Source organism: Citrobacter sp. Cf088 (assembly GCF_030334295.1).
GTDB lineage: Bacteria > Pseudomonadota > Gammaproteobacteria > Enterobacterales > Enterobacteriaceae > Citrobacter > Citrobacter freundii.
On record NZ_JAOWEE010000019.1, the window covers coordinates 173,300 to 189,112 of the forward strand.

The following is a 15,813-nucleotide window of genomic DNA, read 5'->3' on the forward strand; positions in this document are numbered from 1 at the left end:
GTTATAAATTGATAACAAATTCTTTCTTTGAATGGTGAGAGTTTGGGGACCTTCAAAGTTTGTGCCGTTGACTGAGGTGATAATGTGCGGCTCAGTAGAATGGTTACCCGCGCCACTTTTTTGATAGATACGTGAAAGGAACAACAAGATGGATGACCAGTTAAAACAAAGCGCCCTCGATTTCCACGAATTTCCGGTACCCGGTAAAATCCAGGTTTCTCCGACCAAGCCTCTGGCAACGCAGCGCGACCTGGCGCTGGCCTACTCGCCGGGCGTGGCTGCACCGTGTCTTGAAATTGAAAAGGACCCGCTGGCAGCCTACAAATACACCGCGCGCGGCAACCTGGTTGCGGTTATTTCCAACGGTACGGCGGTGCTGGGCTTGGGCAATATTGGCGCACTGGCCGGCAAACCGGTGATGGAAGGTAAAGGCGTTCTGTTTAAGAAATTCGCCGGGATCGACGTGTTCGACATTGAAGTCGATGAACTCGATCCGGATAAATTTATCAATGTGGTTGCGGCCCTGGAACCCACGTTTGGCGGTATCAACCTCGAAGATATCAAAGCGCCGGAGTGTTTCTACATTGAGCAAAAGCTGCGCGAACGCATGAATATTCCGGTCTTCCACGATGACCAGCACGGTACGGCAATCATCAGTACTGCCGCAATTCTGAACGGTCTGCGGGTGGTTGAGAAAAATATCTCCGACGTGCGCATGGTGGTGTCTGGCGCAGGCGCAGCGGCGATTGCCTGTATGAACCTGCTGGTAGCGCTGGGTATGCAGAAACACAATATTGTGGTCTGTGACTCCAAAGGCGTGATTTACAAAGACCGCGAACCGAACATGGCGGAAACCAAAGCGGCTTATGCGGTGGTGGATGACGGTAAGCGTACGCTGGATGATGTCATTGACGGCGCAGATATTTTCCTCGGTTGCTCCGGTCCGAAAGTGCTGACGCAGGAAATGGTTAAGAAGATGGCGCGTGCGCCAATGATTCTGGCACTCGCTAACCCGGAACCGGAAATCCTGCCGCCGTTGGCAAAAGAGGTGCGTTCCGACGCAATCATTTGTACTGGCCGTTCAGACTACCCGAACCAGGTTAACAACGTCCTGTGCTTCCCGTTCATCTTCCGCGGTGCGCTGGATGTCGGTGCAACGGCCATCAACGAAGAGATGAAACTGGCGGCGGTGCACGCCATTGCTGAGCTGGCGCATGCCGAGCAGAGTGAAGTGGTGGCCTCTGCTTATGGCGATCAGGACCTGAGCTTCGGCCCGGAATACATCATTCCGAAACCGTTCGACCCGCGTCTGATCGTCAAAATCGCCCCTGCTGTGGCGAAAGCAGCGATGGACTCTGGTGTGGCCACGCGTCCGATTGCCGACTTTGACGCTTACATCGATAAGCTGACTGAATTCGTCTACAAAACCAACCTGTTCATGAAGCCAATTTTCTCCCTGGCACGCAAAGCGCCGAAGCGTGTGGTGCTGACGGAAGGGGAAGAAGCGCGCGTACTGCATGCTACTCAGGAGCTGATTACTTTAGGACTGGCAAAACCAATCCTGATCGGTCGTCCGAGCGTTATTGAAATGCGTATCCAGAAACTGGGGCTGCAGATTAAAGCGGGCGTCGATTTTGAGATCGTCAACAACGAATCCGATCCACGCTTTAAAGAGTACTGGAGCGAGTACTACCAGATTATGAAGCGCCGTGGGATCACCCAGGAGCAGGCGCAGCGTGCGGTGATTGCCAACACTACGGTGATCGGTGCAATCATGGTGCAGCGTGGCGAAGCGGATGCGATGATCTGCGGTACGATTGGTGACTACCATGAGCACTTCAGCGTGGTGAAAGAGGTGTTTGGTCATCGTGACGGCGTGCATACTGCTGGGGCGATGAACGCCTTGCTGCTGCCAAGTGGTAACACTTTTATCGCCGATACTTACGTCAACGACGATCCTACGCCTGAGCAACTGGCGGAAATCGCTGTGATGGCGGCAGAGACTGTGCGTCGCTTTGGTATTGAACCGAAGGTGGCGTTGCTGTCGCACTCCAACTTTGGTTCCTCTGACTGCCCGTCGGCCAGCAAAATGCGCGAAGCGCTGGAGCTGATTAAGGCGCGCGCGCCAGAGTTGATGATTGACGGCGAAATGCACGGCGACGCCGCGCTGGTGGAAAGTATCCGTAATGACCGCATGCCGGACAGTCCGCTGAAAGGCTCAGCGAATATTCTGGTGATGCCGAATATGGAAGCGGCCCGTATTAGTTACAACTTACTACGCGTTTCCAGTTCTGAAGGCGTAACGGTTGGCCCGGTGCTGATGGGAGTTGCGAAACCTGTTCATGTATTAACGCCGATCGCCTCTGTTCGTCGTATCGTTAATATGGTGGCGCTGGCGGTTGTAGAAGCCCAAACGCAGCCGCTGTAATTTCACTTTAATTAATTTCCGGCGCGGGTTTCTCTCGCGCCTTTTTATTTTCCTTTTCTTAGTGATCTACTTCACCTTTTAAACCTGGTTGCCGAATTTTGTTATTTACTCTGACAAAAAATTGCCACGATAAGGGCAGTTTTAGCGGAGGCGGTGAGCAATGGAAAAAGAACGCATTATTCAGGAATTTGTGCCGGGGAAACAGGTCACGCTGGCGCATCTCATTGCGCACCCCGGCGAGGAATTAGCGAAAAAGATCGGCGTTCCCGAAGCGGGCGCTATCGGCATCATGACGCTGACGCCAGGCGAAACCGCGATGATTGCCGGTGACTTAGCCATGAAGGCGGCGGATGTACATATCGGTTTTCTCGATAGATTCAGCGGCGCACTGGTGATCTACGGCTCGGTAGGCGCAGTAGAAGAAGCGTTATTACAGACGGTAAGCGGTCTGGGTCGATTATTAAATTTCACTTTGTGCAACCTGACAAAAAGTTAATCAGAGGCGGCGATGAAACGTATTGCGTTTGTCGGTACGGTGGGGGCGGGGAAAACAACGCTCTTTAATGCGCTACAGGGGAATTATTCCCTCGCCAGAAAAACACAGGCCGTGGAGTTTAATGAAAATGGCGATATCGATACGCCAGGGGAATATTTTAGCCATCCGCGCTGGTATCACGCCTTAATTACCACGCTGCAGGATGTTGATACGTTGATTTATATACACGCGGCAAATGATAAAGAAAGTCGCTTACCTGCCGGGCTGTTGGATATCGGTGCCAGTAAACGACAAATCGCCGTTATCAGTAAAACGGACATGCCGGATGCCGACGTCGCCGCAACGCGACAACTACTTCGCGGGATGGGGTTTCAGGAGCCGATTTTTGAGCTCAATAGCCATGACCCGCGCAGTGTGCAGCACCTGGTGGATTATCTGACTGAGCTCAGCCAAAAGGAGGAAAGGGCAGGTGAAAAAACTCATCACAGCTAACGATATTCGTGCGGCCCACGCACGCGGCGAACAGGAAATGTCGGTTGTTCTGCGCGCCAGCATCATCACCCCGGAGGCGCGCGAAGTTGCGGAGCTGCTGGGCGTTACCATCAGTGAATGCGATGAATCCGCGCCAGGCGCCGTCGCTGCTGCTCCGGCTGCGGTGATTGATGGCAAAACGGAAAGCCAGCGTATTCGCGAAACCATCATTGCGCAGTTACCGGAAGGGCAGTTTACCGAAAGCCTGGTCGCGCAGCTGATGGACAAAGTCATGAAGGAAAAGCAGTCGCTGGAGCAGGGCGGAATGCAGCCGAGCTTTAACTCGGTGACCGGCAAAGGCGGTGTGAAAGTCATCGACGGCAGCAGCGTGAAGTTTGGTCGTTTTGACGGCGCGCAGCCGCACTGCGTGGGCTTAACCGATCTGGTGACCGACCAGGACGGTAGCAGCATGGCCGCCGGGTTTATGCAGTGGGATAACGCCTTTTTCCCATGGACGCTGAACTACGACGAAATCGACATGATTCTGGAAGGAGAGCTGCATGTTCGCCACGAAGGCGAAACCATGATTGCAAAAGCCGGGGACGTGATGTTTATCCCGAAAGGCTCCAGCATCGAATTTGGTACGCCATCGACGGTGAAGTTTCTGTATGTGGCCTGGCCTGCGAACTGGCAGTCCTGCTAAGGCGGATGTATGAAGGATTTCATTACCGAAGCATGGCTCAGAGCGAATCATACGCTCAGCGAAGGGGCTGAAATTCATCTCCCCGCTGACGCTCGCCTGACGCCGTCTGCCCGGGAATTACTGGAAAGCCGACATCTGCGCATTAAGTTTATTGACGAGCAGGGCAGCCTGTTTATTGATGACGAAGAACAGCAGCCGCAGCCGGTTCATGGATTAACCAGCAGTGATACGCATCCACAGGCCAGCTGCGAACTGTGCCATCAACCGGTGGCGAAGAAACCGGACACCCTGACGCATCTGACGGCGGACAAGATGGTCGCCAAAAGTGACCCTCGGCTGGGATTTCGCGCCGCGCTGGACAGCACCATCGCCCTGGCCGTGTGGTTGCAGATTGAGATGGCAGAACCATGGCAGCCGTGGCTGGCGGATATCCGCTCGCGCCTGGGCAATATTATGCGCGCAGACGCCATGGATGAGCCGCTGGCAGCACAAGCTGTCGTGGGTTTAAGTGACGAAGATTTACACCGTCTTTCGCATCAACCGCTGCGCTATCTGGACCACGACCATCTGGTGCCTGAAGCCAGCCATGGACGTGATTGCGCGTTACTTAATCTGCTGCGTACCAAAGTCCGTGAAACGGAGACGGTGGCGGCCCAGGTATTCATCACTCGCAGTTTTGAGGTTATGCGACCGGACATTATGCAGGCGCTCAACCGCCTTTCCAGTACGGTCTACGTGATGATGATTCTGAGTGTTGCAAAGCATCCGCTGACGGTTAGTCAAATTCAACAGAGACTGGGGGAGAAGCAATGATCATTGAACGTGCTCGTCAACTCGCCCAACGCTCACCTGCACGAGTAGTGTTCCCGGATGCGCTGGATGTCCGGGTGCTGAAGGCGGCCAATTACCTGCATCAGCACGGTCTGGCACGCCCCATTCTCGTCGCCAGCCCGTTTGCGCTACGCCAGTTTGCGCTCAGCCATCGCGTAGCCATGGACGGTATTCAGGTTATTGATCCACAAAGCAATGTACAGATGCGTGAAGAGTTTGCCCTGCGCTGGCGGGCAACGGCGGGCGAAAAAACGCCGCCGGATGCGCGGGAGAAGCTCAACGATCCGCTGATGTTCGCCGCCGCGATGGTCAGTGCCGGTACAGCCGATGTGTGTATTGCGGGCAACCTGTCATCAACGGCAAACGTGCTGCGTGCAGGGTTGCGCATTATTGGATTACAGCCTGGTTGCAAAACGCTGTCGTCAATTTTCCTGATGCTGCCGCAGTATCTCGGGCCGTCATTAGGATTTGCAGACTGTAGCGTTGTGCCGCAGCCCACCGCTGCACAGCTGGCGGATATCGCCATCGCCAGCGCTGAAACCTGGAAGGCGATCACAGGTGAAGAGCCGCGCGTGGCCATGCTGTCGTTTTCAAGTAATGGCAGTGCTCGCCATCCTAACGTCGCTAACGTGCAGCAGGCGACCGAGATCGTTCGTGAGCGTGCCCCGCAGCTTACAGTGGACGGTGAACTGCAATTTGATGCCGCCTTTGTTCCGGATGTCGCTGCGCAAAAAGCGCCCGCCAGTCCGTTAAAGGGCAATGCCAATGTGATGGTCTTCCCATCGCTGGAGGCAGGCAATATTGGCTACAAAATCGCTCAGCGTCTGGGAGGGTATCGCGCAGTAGGGCCATTGATTCAGGGGCTTGCCGCACCGCTTCATGATCTCTCTCGTGGCTGTAGCGTACAGGAAATTATCGAACTGGCGTTGGTGGCAGCAGTGCCGCGCCAGACTGACATGAGTCGTGAAAACGCCTCGCACACACTGGTTGTATAAGGTCCCGTTCAGGACCCCTTAATGAGAGGAAAACACAATGGAAGCATTAGGAATGATTGAAACCCGGGGCCTGGTTGCACTGATTGAGGCTTCTGACGCAATGGTTAAAGCGGCACGCGTGAAACTGGTTGGCGTGAAGCAGATCGGTGGCGGTCTGGTCACTGCCATGGTCCGTGGCGACGTAGCGGCATGTAAAGCTGCAACGGACGCAGGTGCTGCGGCAGCACAGCGTATTGGCGAGCTGGTTTCAGTGCACGTGATCCCGCGTCCGCACGGCGATCTGGAAGAAGTGTTCCCGATCAGCTTTAAAGGCGACAGCAACGACATGTAAGTCGTCCATGTGACGCCACAGACTTCATTGCTGGCGTCACCCTCTCTCCTTTTCACATTACCTTCTGCGGAGGGTAGGGGGAGGTTTTACCTGAAATATGCCACGGAGGCGCGTATGAAACTGGCAATCGTTACAGGACAAATTGTTTGTACCGTACGCCATCAGGGGCTCGCGCACGACAAGTTGCTGATGGTGGAAATGATTGACGCCCAGGGAAATCCCGACGGGCAATGTGCTGTTGCTATCGACAGCATCGGGGCGGGAACCGGAGAGTGGGTGCTGCTGGTCAGCGGAAGCTCCGCCCGTCAGGCGCACCGGAATGAATCATCGCCTGTCGATCTGTGCGTGATTGGCATTGTCGATGAAGTGGTGGCAGGTGGTCAGGTGATCTTCCATAAATAAGGCAGAAAATCATGAATCAACAGGATATTGAACAGGTCGTGAAAGCGGTACTGCTGAAAATGAAAGACAGCAGCCAACCCGTCAGTGCCGTTCAAGAAATGGGCGTTTTTGCCTCCCTGGATGACGCAGTGGCGGCAGCAAAACTGGCCCAGCAGGGGCTGAAAAGCGTCGCCATGCGCCAACTGGCTATCACGGCGCTACGTGAGGCGGGCGAAAAGCACGCCAGAGAATTAGCGGAACTTGCCGTCACTGAAACCGGCATGGGACGCGTCGAAGATAAATTTGCCAAAAACGTGGCGCAGGCGCGCGGCACGCCGGGTGTGGAATGCCTGTCTCCACAGGTTCTGACCGGCGATAACGGTCTGACGCTGATTGAAAACGCGCCGTGGGGCGTGGTGGCCTCGGTAACCCCATCTACCAACCCGGCCGCGACCGTCATTAACAACGCCATCAGCCTGATTGCCGCTGGAAACAGCGTGGTTTTCGCACCGCATCCGGCGGCGAAAAAAGTCTCTCAGCGCGCTATCACTCTGCTTAACCAGGCGGTAGTTGCCGCAGGTGGTCCGGCAAACCTGTTGGTGACGGTTGCCAACCCAGATATCGAGACTGCCCAACGTCTGTTCAAGTACCCAGGTATCGGCCTGCTGGTGGTGACCGGTGGTGAAGCCGTAGTAGATGCCGCGCGTAAGCACACCAACAAACGTTTGATTGCCGCTGGCGCAGGTAATCCGCCGGTGGTGGTTGATGAAACGGCTGACCTGGCACGCGCGGCGCAGTCGGTAGTTAAAGGTGCATCGTTTGACAACAACATCATCTGCGCTGACGAAAAAGTGCTGATCGTGGTCGATAGCGTTGCTGATGAACTGATGCGTCTGATGGAAAGCCAGCATGCGGTGAAACTCACCACGGCCCAGGCCGAACAGCTGCAGCCGGTGCTGCTGAAAAATATCGATGAGCGCGGTAAAGGCACGGTCAGTCGTGACTGGGTAGGTCGTGACGCAGGCAAAATCGCTGCGGCGATTGGTCTGAACGTACCGGAGCAAACCCGTCTGTTATTCGTCGAAACCTCCGCGACGCATCCGTTTGCCGTCACCGAACTGATGATGCCGGTTCTACCGGTCGTGCGGGTCGCTAACGTCGATGAAGCCATTGAACTGGCGGTCAAGCTTGAAGGCGGTTGCCACCATACGGCGGCGATGCACTCGCGCAATATCGACAACATGAACCGTATGGCAAACGCCATTGATACCAGCATCTTCGTTAAGAACGGACCGTGCATTGCCGGTCTTGGACTGGGCGGTGAAGGCTGGACCACGATGACCATTACCACACCAACCGGGGAAGGGGTGACCAGTGCGCGTACGTTTGTGCGTCTGCGTCGCTGTGTGTTGGTAGACGCCTTCAGAATTGTATAAGGAGTAAATGAGATGGCGCACGACGAACAACGTTGGTTGACACCCAGACTGCTAAAAGCGGCAACGCTATGTAACCAGACGCCCACTAAGAGCGATTCACCGCTGTGGTTGGGCATTGATTTGGGAACGTGTGATGTGGTGTCGATGGTTGTGGACAGTGACGGACAGCCGGTCGCGGTTTGCCTGGACTGGGCCGATGTCGTGCGCGATGGCATCGTCTGGGATTTCTTTGGTGCGGTGACCATCGTTCGTCGCCATCTCGATACGCTCGAACAACAGTTGGGTTGCCGCTTTACCCATGCGGCAACCTCATTTCCACCGGGAACTGACCCTCGCATCTCTATTAACGTGCTGGAGTCTGCCGGGCTTGAAGTGAGCCATGTGCTCGACGAACCGACAGCGGTGGCGGATCTGTTGCAGCTCGATAACGCCGGCGTGGTGGATATTGGTGGTGGCACTACCGGGATTGCGATCGTTAAACAAGGCAAGGTGACCTACTCCGCTGATGAAGCAACCGGTGGGCATCATATCTCTCTGACGCTGGCCGGGAACCGTCGTATCCAGTTAGAAGAAGCCGAGCAGTACAAGCGTAGCAACGGCAAAGAAATCTGGCCGGTGGTGAAGCCTGTCTACGAAAAAATGGCGGAAATCGTGGCTCATCATATTGCGGGTCAGGGCGTTACCGATTTATGGCTGGCCGGTGGTTCCTGCATGCAGCCGGGCGTTGATGAGCTGTTCCGTAAGCGTTTCCCGGAACTGCAGGTGCATTTACCCCAGCACAGCCTGTTTATGACCCCGCTGGCGATTGCCAACAGCGGAAAAGAAAAAGCGGAAGGAATCTATGCAAGCTGAATTGCAGACCGCGCTCTTTCAGGCATTCGATACCCTGAATCTGCAACGCGTAAAAACGTTTAGCGTTCCACCGGTCACCCTTTGTGGGCTGGGAGCGCTCAGTACCTGCGGACAGGAAGCACAAACGCGCGGATTGACGCATATGTTCGTCATGGTGGACAGCTTCCTGCATCAGGCGGGGATGACCGCCGCACTGGAGCGCAGTCTGGCGATGAAAGGCGTGGCGATGACGCTGTGGCCATGTCCGGTGGGCGAACCGTGCATTACGGACGTCTGCGCGGCGGTCGCGCAATTGCGTGAATCGAAGTGCGATGGCGTTGTGGCCTTCGGCGGTGGCTCCGTACTCGATGCCGCCAAGGCAGTGGCGTTGCTGGTGACCAACCCCACTCAGACGCTGGCAGACATGGACGAGCGCAGCGCGTTACGCCCACGTCTGCCGCTGATTGCCGTACCGACTACCGCCGGAACGGGCTCAGAAACCACCAACGTCACGGTAATAATCGACGCCGCGACTGGACTCAAAAAAGTGCTGGCCCACGCAACCCTGATGCCGGATGTGGCGATCCTGGACGCTGCATTGACGGAAGGCGTGCCTGCACATGTAACGGCGATGACCGGGATTGATGCACTGACGCACGCCGTTGAAGCGTATAGCGCGCTGAACGCGACGCCGTTTACCGACAGTCTGGCGATTGGCGCGATTGCGATGATAGGTAAATCGCTGCCGAAGGCCGTCGGCTACGGTCAGGATCTGGCGGCGCGCGAAAGCATGCTGCTGGCTTCCTGTATGGCCGGGATGGCGTTTTCCAGCGCAGGGCTGGGCCTGTGCCATGCGATGGCGCACCAGCCGGGAGCGACGTTGCATATCCCACACGGACAGGCTAACGCCATGCTGCTTCCTACGGTAATGGGGTTCAACCGCATGGTGTGTCGTGAGCGCTTCAGCCATATCGGACGCGCGTTAACCAACAAGAAATCGGACGATCGTGATGCTATCAACGCGGTCAGCGAGTTGATTAGCGAAGTGGGCCAGACCAAACGACTCTCAGACGTTGGAGCAAAACCCGAGCATTACAGCGCATGGGCACACGCCGCGCTGGAGGATATTTGTATTCGCAGTAACCCACGCATCGCCACGCAGGAACAGATTATCGACCTGTACGCGGCTGCCGGGTAATGCCTGTAGGCCGGATAAGGTGCTCGCACCGCCATCCGGCAATAACACGGCGTTAATGCCGGAGGCGACGTAAACGCCTTATCCGGCCTACAAATCACAAATGACAGGGAGTAGGGGCTATGGGAATTAACGAAATCATCATGTACATCATGATGTTCTTTATGCTGATTGCCGCCGTGGACAGGATCCTGTCGCAGTTCGGCGGTTCGGCGCGCTTCCTCGGTAAGTTCGGTAAGAGTATTGAGGGATCGGGCGGTCAGTTTGAAGAAGGCTTTATGGCAATGGGCGCGCTGGGTCTGGCGATGGTCGGTATGACCGCGCTGGCGCCAGTACTGGCGCATGTGCTCGGGCCGGTAATTATTCCGCTGTATGAAATGCTGGGCGCGAACCCGTCGATGTTTGCCGGAACGCTGCTGGCGTGCGATATGGGCGGCTTCTTCCTGGCGAAAGAACTGGCGGGCGGCGACGTGGCGGCGTGGTTGTACTCTGGGCTGATTCTCGGCGCGATGATGGGACCGACGCTGGTGTTCTCCATTCCGGTTGCGCTGGGAATTATTGAACCGTCTGACCGTCGTTATCTGGCGCTGGGCGTGCTGGCCGGTATTGTCACCATTCCGATTGGCTGTATTGCGGGTGGTCTGGTCGCGATGTACTCCGGCGTGGAAATCAACGGTCAGCCGGTGGAGTTCACCTTTGCGTTGATCCTGATGAACATGATCCCGGTGCTGATCGTAGCCGTGCTGGTGGCGCTGGGACTGAAATTCATCCCGGAAAAAATGATCAACGGCTTCCAGATCTTCGCCAAGTTCCTGGTAGCGCTGATCACCCTCGGTCTGGCTGCGGCAGTCATCAAGTTCCTGCTCGGCTGGGAGCTGATCCCAGGTCTTGATCCTATTTTCATGGCGCCAGGCGACAAGCCGGGTGAAGTGATGCGCGCCATCGAAGTTATCGGTTCTATCTCCTGTGTGCTGCTGGGTGCCTACCCGATGGTGCTGCTGCTGACCCGCTGGTTTGAAAAACCGCTGATGAGCGTCGGCAACCTGTTAAAAGTCAATAACATTGCGGCTGCGGGTATGGTGGCAACGCTTGCCAACAACATCCCAATGTTCGGCATGATGAAAAACATGGATACCCGCGGCAAAGTGATCAACTGCGCCTTTGCGGTTTCCGCGGCCTTCGCTCTGGGTGACCACTTAGGTTTCGCCGCTGCCAACATGAACGCCATGATCTTCCCGATGATTGTCGGCAAGCTGATCGGCGGCGTGACGGCGATTGGCGTGGCTATGCTGTTAGTACCGAAAGACGAAGATGTTCCGGCACCAGCAGAAACCAATCCGGAGGCGCAATCGTGAATACTCGCCAGCTACTCAGCGTCGGTATCGATATCGGCACCACCACCACTCAGGTGATCTTCTCGCGCCTTGAGCTGGTTAACCGTGCGGCAGTGTCGCAGGTGCCGCGCTACGAATTCATCAAACGCGAAATTAGCTGGCAAAGCCCGGTGTTCTTTACCCCCGTTGATAAGCAGGGCGGGTTGAAAGAGGCCGAACTGAAAGCACTGATCCTCGCCCAGTATCAGGCGGCGGGGATTGCGCCAGAGACCGTCGATTCCGGCGCGATCATCATTACCGGGGAAAGTGCCAAAACGCGCAACGCGCGCCCGGCGGTGATGGCGCTCTCCCAGTCGCTGGGGGATTTCGTGGTTGCCAGCGCCGGTCCGCATCTGGAATCGGTGATTGCCGGTCACGGTGCGGGGGCGCAAACCCTGTCCGAACGGAAATTGTGCCGCGTACTGAATATCGACATCGGCGGCGGTACGTCGAACTACGTTCTGTTCGATGCCGGAAAAGTCAGCGGATCGGCTTGTCTGAACGTCGGCGGACGGCTACTGGAAACGGACGGTCAGGGGCGCGTGGTGCATGCGCATCAGCCGGGACAAATGATTGTGGATGACGTATTTGGTCCAGGCACTGATGCCCGAACCCTCAATGCGGCGCAGCTTGTTCAGGTGGCCCGACGGATGGCGGCGCTGATTGTGGAGGTGATTGACGGCACGTTATCACCGCTGGCACAGGCGCTGATGCAAACCGCTCTGTTACCGGCGGGCGTGAAGCCGGAAGTGATTACGTTGTCCGGCGGGGTGGGCGAGTGCTACCGCAACCAACCTGCCGATCCGTTCTGTTTTTCCGACATTGGGCCGCTGTTAGCGACGGCGCTGCATGAACATCCGCGCCTGCGTGAGATGAACGTGCAGTTCCCGGCGCAAACCGTGCGCGCCACAGTGATTGGCGCCGGTGCGCATACGCTGTCGCTTTCGGGTAGCACTATCTGGCTGGAAGGTGTGGCGCTTCCGCTGCGCAATCTGCCGGTGGCGATTCCGGTTGATGAGGCTGATCTGGTGGCCGCCTGGCAACAGGCACTAATGCAGCTCGATCTGGACCCGCAAACGGACGCCTACGTGTTGGCGCTGCCCGCTTCTCTGCCGGTGCGCTACGCCGCGCTGTTAACGGTGATTGATGCGCTGCTGGCCTTTGTCGCGCGCTATCCGAATCCGCATCCCCTGCTGGTGGTAGCCGAGCAGGATTTTGGTAAAGCCCTGGGCATGCTGTTACGCCCACAGTTACAGCAACACCCGCTGGCGGTCATCGATGAGGTGGTTGTCCGGGCGGGGGACTATATCGACATTGGTACGCCTCTTTTTGGCGGATCGGTTGTGCCGGTGACGGTGAAATCACTCGCATTTCCTTCCTGAGGGAACGACTTATGAAACTAAAGACCACATTGTTCGGCAATGTTTATCAGTTTAAGGATGTTAAAGAGGTGCTGGCAAAAGCCAACGAACTGCGTTCGGGGGATGTGCTGGCAGGTGTCGCTGCAACCAGTTCGCAAGAGCGCGTGGCGGCTAAGCAGGTATTGTCGGAAATGACGGTAGCGGATATCCGTAATAACCCGGTGATTTCCTATGAAGAGGACTGCGTGACGCGTCTTATTCAGGATGACGTCAACGAAACGGCCTATAACCGCATCAAAAACTGGAGTATCAGCGAGCTGCGCGAGTACGTGCTGAGCGATGAAACCTCTGTTGATGACATTGCGTTTACGCGTAAAGGGTTAACGTCGGAAGTGGTCGCTGCGGTAGCAAAAATCTGCTCTAACGCGGACCTGATCTACGGCGGTAAGAAAATGCCGGTGATCAAAAAGGCTAACACCACCATCGGTCTACCGGGCACCTTTAGCTGCCGTTTGCAGCCGAACGATACCCGTGACGATGTACAGAGTATTGCGGCGCAAATCTATGAAGGACTGTCTTTCGGTGCGGGCGATGCGGTGATCGGTGTCAACCCGGTCACGGATGACGTGGAAAACTTAAGCCGTGTGCTCGATACCGTGTATGGCGTTATCGACAAGTTCAATATTCCGACCCAGGGCTGCGTACTGGCGCACGTCACCACCCAGATTGAAGCGATTCGTCGCGGTGCGCCGGGCGGGCTGATTTTCCAGAGTATCTGCGGTAGCGAAAAAGGCTTAAAAGAGTTTGGCGTTGAGCTGGCCATGCTGGATGAAGCGCGTGCAGTGGGTGCTGAATTCAACCGTATCGCCGGGGAAAACTGCCTGTACTTTGAAACCGGGCAAGGGTCTGCGCTCTCCGCTGGCGCTAACTTTGGTGCCGATCAGGTGACGATGGAAGCGCGTAACTACGGGCTGGCGCGTCACTACGATCCGTTCCTGGTGAACACCGTAGTGGGCTTTATCGGGCCGGAATATCTATACAACGACCGTCAGATTATTCGCGCGGGCTTAGAAGATCACTTCATGGGCAAGCTGAGCGGCATCTCAATGGGCTGCGACTGCTGTTACACCAACCATGCTGATGCTGACCAGAACCTCAATGAAAACCTGATGATTCTGCTCGCCACCGCTGGCTGCAACTACATCATGGGCATGCCGCTCGGTGACGACATCATGCTCAACTACCAGACCACCGCCTTCCACGACACCGCGACCGTGCGCCAGTTGCTGAACCTGCGCCCGTCGCCGGAGTTTGAACGCTGGCTGGAAACCATGGGCATTATGGCAAACGGTCGCCTGACCAAACGGGCGGGCGATCCGTCACTGTTCTTCTGATGACGCGGGGATGACACACGATGGATCAAAAACAGATTGAAGAAATTGTACGCAGCGTAATGGCGTCAATGGGAGAGCCGCAGGTTCAAGCGCCATCAGCGGAAGTGAAATGCAGCACTACGCAGTGCGCCGCGCCGACCGGTGAAAGCTGTGCGATGGACTTAGGTTCAGCTGAAGCGAAAGCGTGGATTGGCGTTGAGAATCCGCATCGCGCAGAGGTATTGACCGAACTGCGCCGTAGCACCGCTGCGCGTGTATGTACCGGCCGTGCCGGTCCACGTCCGCGTACCCAGGCGCTGCTGCGCTTCCTGGCTGACCACTCGCGTTCGAAAGATACGGTATTGAAAGAAGTGCCGGAAGAGTGGGTAAAAGCTCAGGGACTACTGGAAGTGCGCTCGGAAATCAGCGACAAAAACTTGTATCTGACGCGCCCGGACATGGGACGTCGTCTGAGTGCGGAAGCCATTGAAGCACTGAAATCACAGTGTGTAATGAATCCGGATGTGCAGGTGATTATTTCTGATGGTCTGTCTACTGACGCCATCACCGCCAACTACGAAGAGATCCTGCCGCCGTTGTTGTCGGGCTTAAAACAGGCCGGATTGAAGGTCGGGACGCCGTTCTTTGTTCGCTATGGGCGCGTGAAAATTGAAGATCAGATCGGCGAACTGCTGGGTGCAAAAGCGGTGATCCTGCTGGTTGGTGAGCGTCCGGGCCTCGGCCAGTCGGAAAGTCTTTCTTGCTACGCCGTCTATTCGCCGCGTGTGGCTACCACCGTTGAGGCTGACCGTACCTGCATCTCGAACATTCACCAGGGCGGTACGCCACCGGTTGAAGCGGCGGCGGTGATTGTGGATTTGGCCAAGCGCATGCTGGAGCAAAAAGCATCCGGCATTAATATGACCCGTTAAGGAGGCATCATGCCAGCATTAGATTTGATTAGACCTTCAGTCACCGCGATGCGTGTGATTGCCTCGGTAAATGACGGTTTTGCCCGCGAACTTAAATTACCGCCACATATACGTAGCCTCGGACTCATCACAGCAGACTCTGATGACGTGGCGTATATTGCCGCAGATGAAGCGACAAAACAGGCGATGGTGGAAGTGGTTTATGGCCGCTCGCTGTATGCCGGTGCGGCGCACAGTCCCTCTCCAACCTCGGGCGAAGTGCTGATTATGCTCGGTGGACCAAACCCGGCCGAAGTTCGCGCGGGTCTGGACGCGATGGTGGCCAATATTGAAAGCGGTGCGGCATTCCAGTGGGCGAATGACGCAGAAGATACCGCCTTCCTGGCGCATGTGGTTTCGCGTACCGGTTCGTATCTTTCCGCGACCGCGGGATGCCGACTGGGCGATCCGATGGCGTATCTGGTAGCACCGCCGCTGGAAGCGACATTTGGTATTGATGCCGCGCTGAAATCTGCCGATGTACAACTGGTAACCTATGTACCACCGCCGTCAGAAACCAACTATTCAGCAGCGTTTTTGACCGGTAGCCAGGCCGCTTGTAAAGCCGCATGTAACGCCTTTGCCGATGCCGTTCTGGATATTGCCCGTAATCCAATCCAGCGCGCGTAAGAGAGGT

The 15,813-nt window shown here is 56.2% G+C and carries 16 protein-coding genes; all 16 read left to right on the forward strand.

Annotated features, from left to right (window positions below; genetic code table 11):
* Positions 1-148 precede the first annotated feature (148 nt).
* Complete coding sequence (gene maeB / locus OGV71_RS01295) at positions 149-2,428, forward strand: NADP-dependent oxaloacetate-decarboxylating malate dehydrogenase (protein ID WP_003838520.1); 2,280 nt, start codon at positions 149-151, stop codon at positions 2,426-2,428.
* Between the two features lie 160 nt (positions 2,429-2,588).
* Positions 2,589-2,924: an ethanolamine utilization microcompartment protein EutS gene (gene eutS, locus OGV71_RS01300; protein ID WP_003037995.1), complete on the forward strand. Its 336-nt coding sequence runs from the start codon at positions 2,589-2,591 to the stop codon at positions 2,922-2,924.
* 12 nt (positions 2,925-2,936) lie between these two features.
* Positions 2,937-3,416 (forward strand): ethanolamine utilization acetate kinase EutP, encoded by a 480-nt coding sequence (gene eutP / locus OGV71_RS01305; RefSeq protein WP_003037998.1) that lies wholly within the window; start codon positions 2,937-2,939, stop codon positions 3,414-3,416.
* Complete coding sequence (gene eutQ / locus OGV71_RS01310) at positions 3,394-4,098, forward strand: ethanolamine utilization acetate kinase EutQ (protein WP_003038001.1); 705 nt, start codon at positions 3,394-3,396, stop codon at positions 4,096-4,098. Before eutP ends, eutQ begins: the two co-directional genes overlap by 23 nt.
* Positions 4,099-4,107: 9 nt before the next feature.
* On the forward strand, positions 4,108-4,911 hold the full coding sequence (gene eutT, locus OGV71_RS01315) for an ethanolamine utilization cob(I)yrinic acid a,c-diamide adenosyltransferase EutT (RefSeq protein WP_003038004.1): 804 nt from the start codon (positions 4,108-4,110) through the stop codon (positions 4,909-4,911).
* Positions 4,908-5,924 (forward strand): phosphate acetyltransferase, encoded by a 1,017-nt coding sequence (pta, locus tag OGV71_RS01320; protein WP_048218375.1) that lies wholly within the window; start codon positions 4,908-4,910, stop codon positions 5,922-5,924. Before eutT ends, pta begins: the two co-directional genes overlap by 4 nt.
* Before the next feature lie 37 nt (positions 5,925-5,961).
* Positions 5,962-6,255 carry an ethanolamine utilization microcompartment protein EutM gene (gene eutM / locus OGV71_RS01325; protein WP_003835054.1) on the forward strand — a complete coding sequence of 98 codons (294 nt, stop codon included), beginning with the start codon at positions 5,962-5,964 and terminating at the stop codon, positions 6,253-6,255.
* Positions 6,256-6,369: 114 nt separating this feature from the next.
* Complete coding sequence (gene eutN, locus OGV71_RS01330) at positions 6,370-6,657, forward strand: ethanolamine utilization microcompartment protein EutN (RefSeq protein ID WP_003038011.1); 288 nt, start codon at positions 6,370-6,372, stop codon at positions 6,655-6,657.
* An 11-nt stretch (positions 6,658-6,668) separates the two neighbouring features.
* Entirely contained in the window at positions 6,669-8,072 is a 1,404-nt protein-coding gene (locus OGV71_RS01335) for an aldehyde dehydrogenase family protein (RefSeq protein ID WP_003038014.1), read from the forward strand.
* 12 nt (positions 8,073-8,084) lie between these two features.
* Positions 8,085-8,924 carry an ethanolamine utilization protein EutJ gene (gene eutJ / locus OGV71_RS01340; RefSeq protein WP_003838530.1) on the forward strand — a complete coding sequence of 280 codons (840 nt, stop codon included), beginning with the start codon at positions 8,085-8,087 and terminating at the stop codon, positions 8,922-8,924.
* Positions 8,914-10,101, forward strand: a complete 1,188-nt coding sequence (gene eutG, locus OGV71_RS01345; protein ID WP_032937832.1) for an ethanolamine utilization ethanol dehydrogenase EutG — start codon at positions 8,914-8,916, stop codon at positions 10,099-10,101. Before eutJ ends, eutG begins: the two co-directional genes overlap by 11 nt.
* A gap of 119 nt (positions 10,102-10,220) precedes the next feature.
* Positions 10,221-11,453 carry an ethanolamine utilization protein EutH gene (eutH, locus tag OGV71_RS01350; RefSeq protein WP_003038023.1) on the forward strand — a complete coding sequence of 411 codons (1,233 nt, stop codon included), beginning with the start codon at positions 10,221-10,223 and terminating at the stop codon, positions 11,451-11,453.
* Positions 11,450-12,853 carry an ethanolamine ammonia-lyase reactivating factor EutA gene (eutA, locus tag OGV71_RS01355; RefSeq protein ID WP_204583381.1) on the forward strand — a complete coding sequence of 468 codons (1,404 nt, stop codon included), beginning with the start codon at positions 11,450-11,452 and terminating at the stop codon, positions 12,851-12,853. The genes eutH and eutA overlap by 4 nt, the downstream gene beginning before the upstream one ends.
* A gap of 11 nt (positions 12,854-12,864) precedes the next feature.
* Positions 12,865-14,226, forward strand: a complete 1,362-nt coding sequence (gene eutB / locus OGV71_RS01360; RefSeq protein WP_003038029.1) for an ethanolamine ammonia-lyase subunit alpha — start codon at positions 12,865-12,867, stop codon at positions 14,224-14,226.
* Positions 14,227-14,246: 20 nt separating this feature from the next.
* On the forward strand, positions 14,247-15,137 hold the full coding sequence (gene eutC / locus OGV71_RS01365) for an ethanolamine ammonia-lyase subunit EutC (protein WP_003038033.1): 891 nt from the start codon (positions 14,247-14,249) through the stop codon (positions 15,135-15,137).
* 9 nt (positions 15,138-15,146) lie between these two features.
* Positions 15,147-15,806 carry an ethanolamine utilization microcompartment protein EutL gene (eutL, locus tag OGV71_RS01370; RefSeq protein WP_003838537.1) on the forward strand — a complete coding sequence of 220 codons (660 nt, stop codon included), beginning with the start codon at positions 15,147-15,149 and terminating at the stop codon, positions 15,804-15,806.
* The last annotated feature ends 7 nt before the right edge of the window (positions 15,807-15,813 follow it).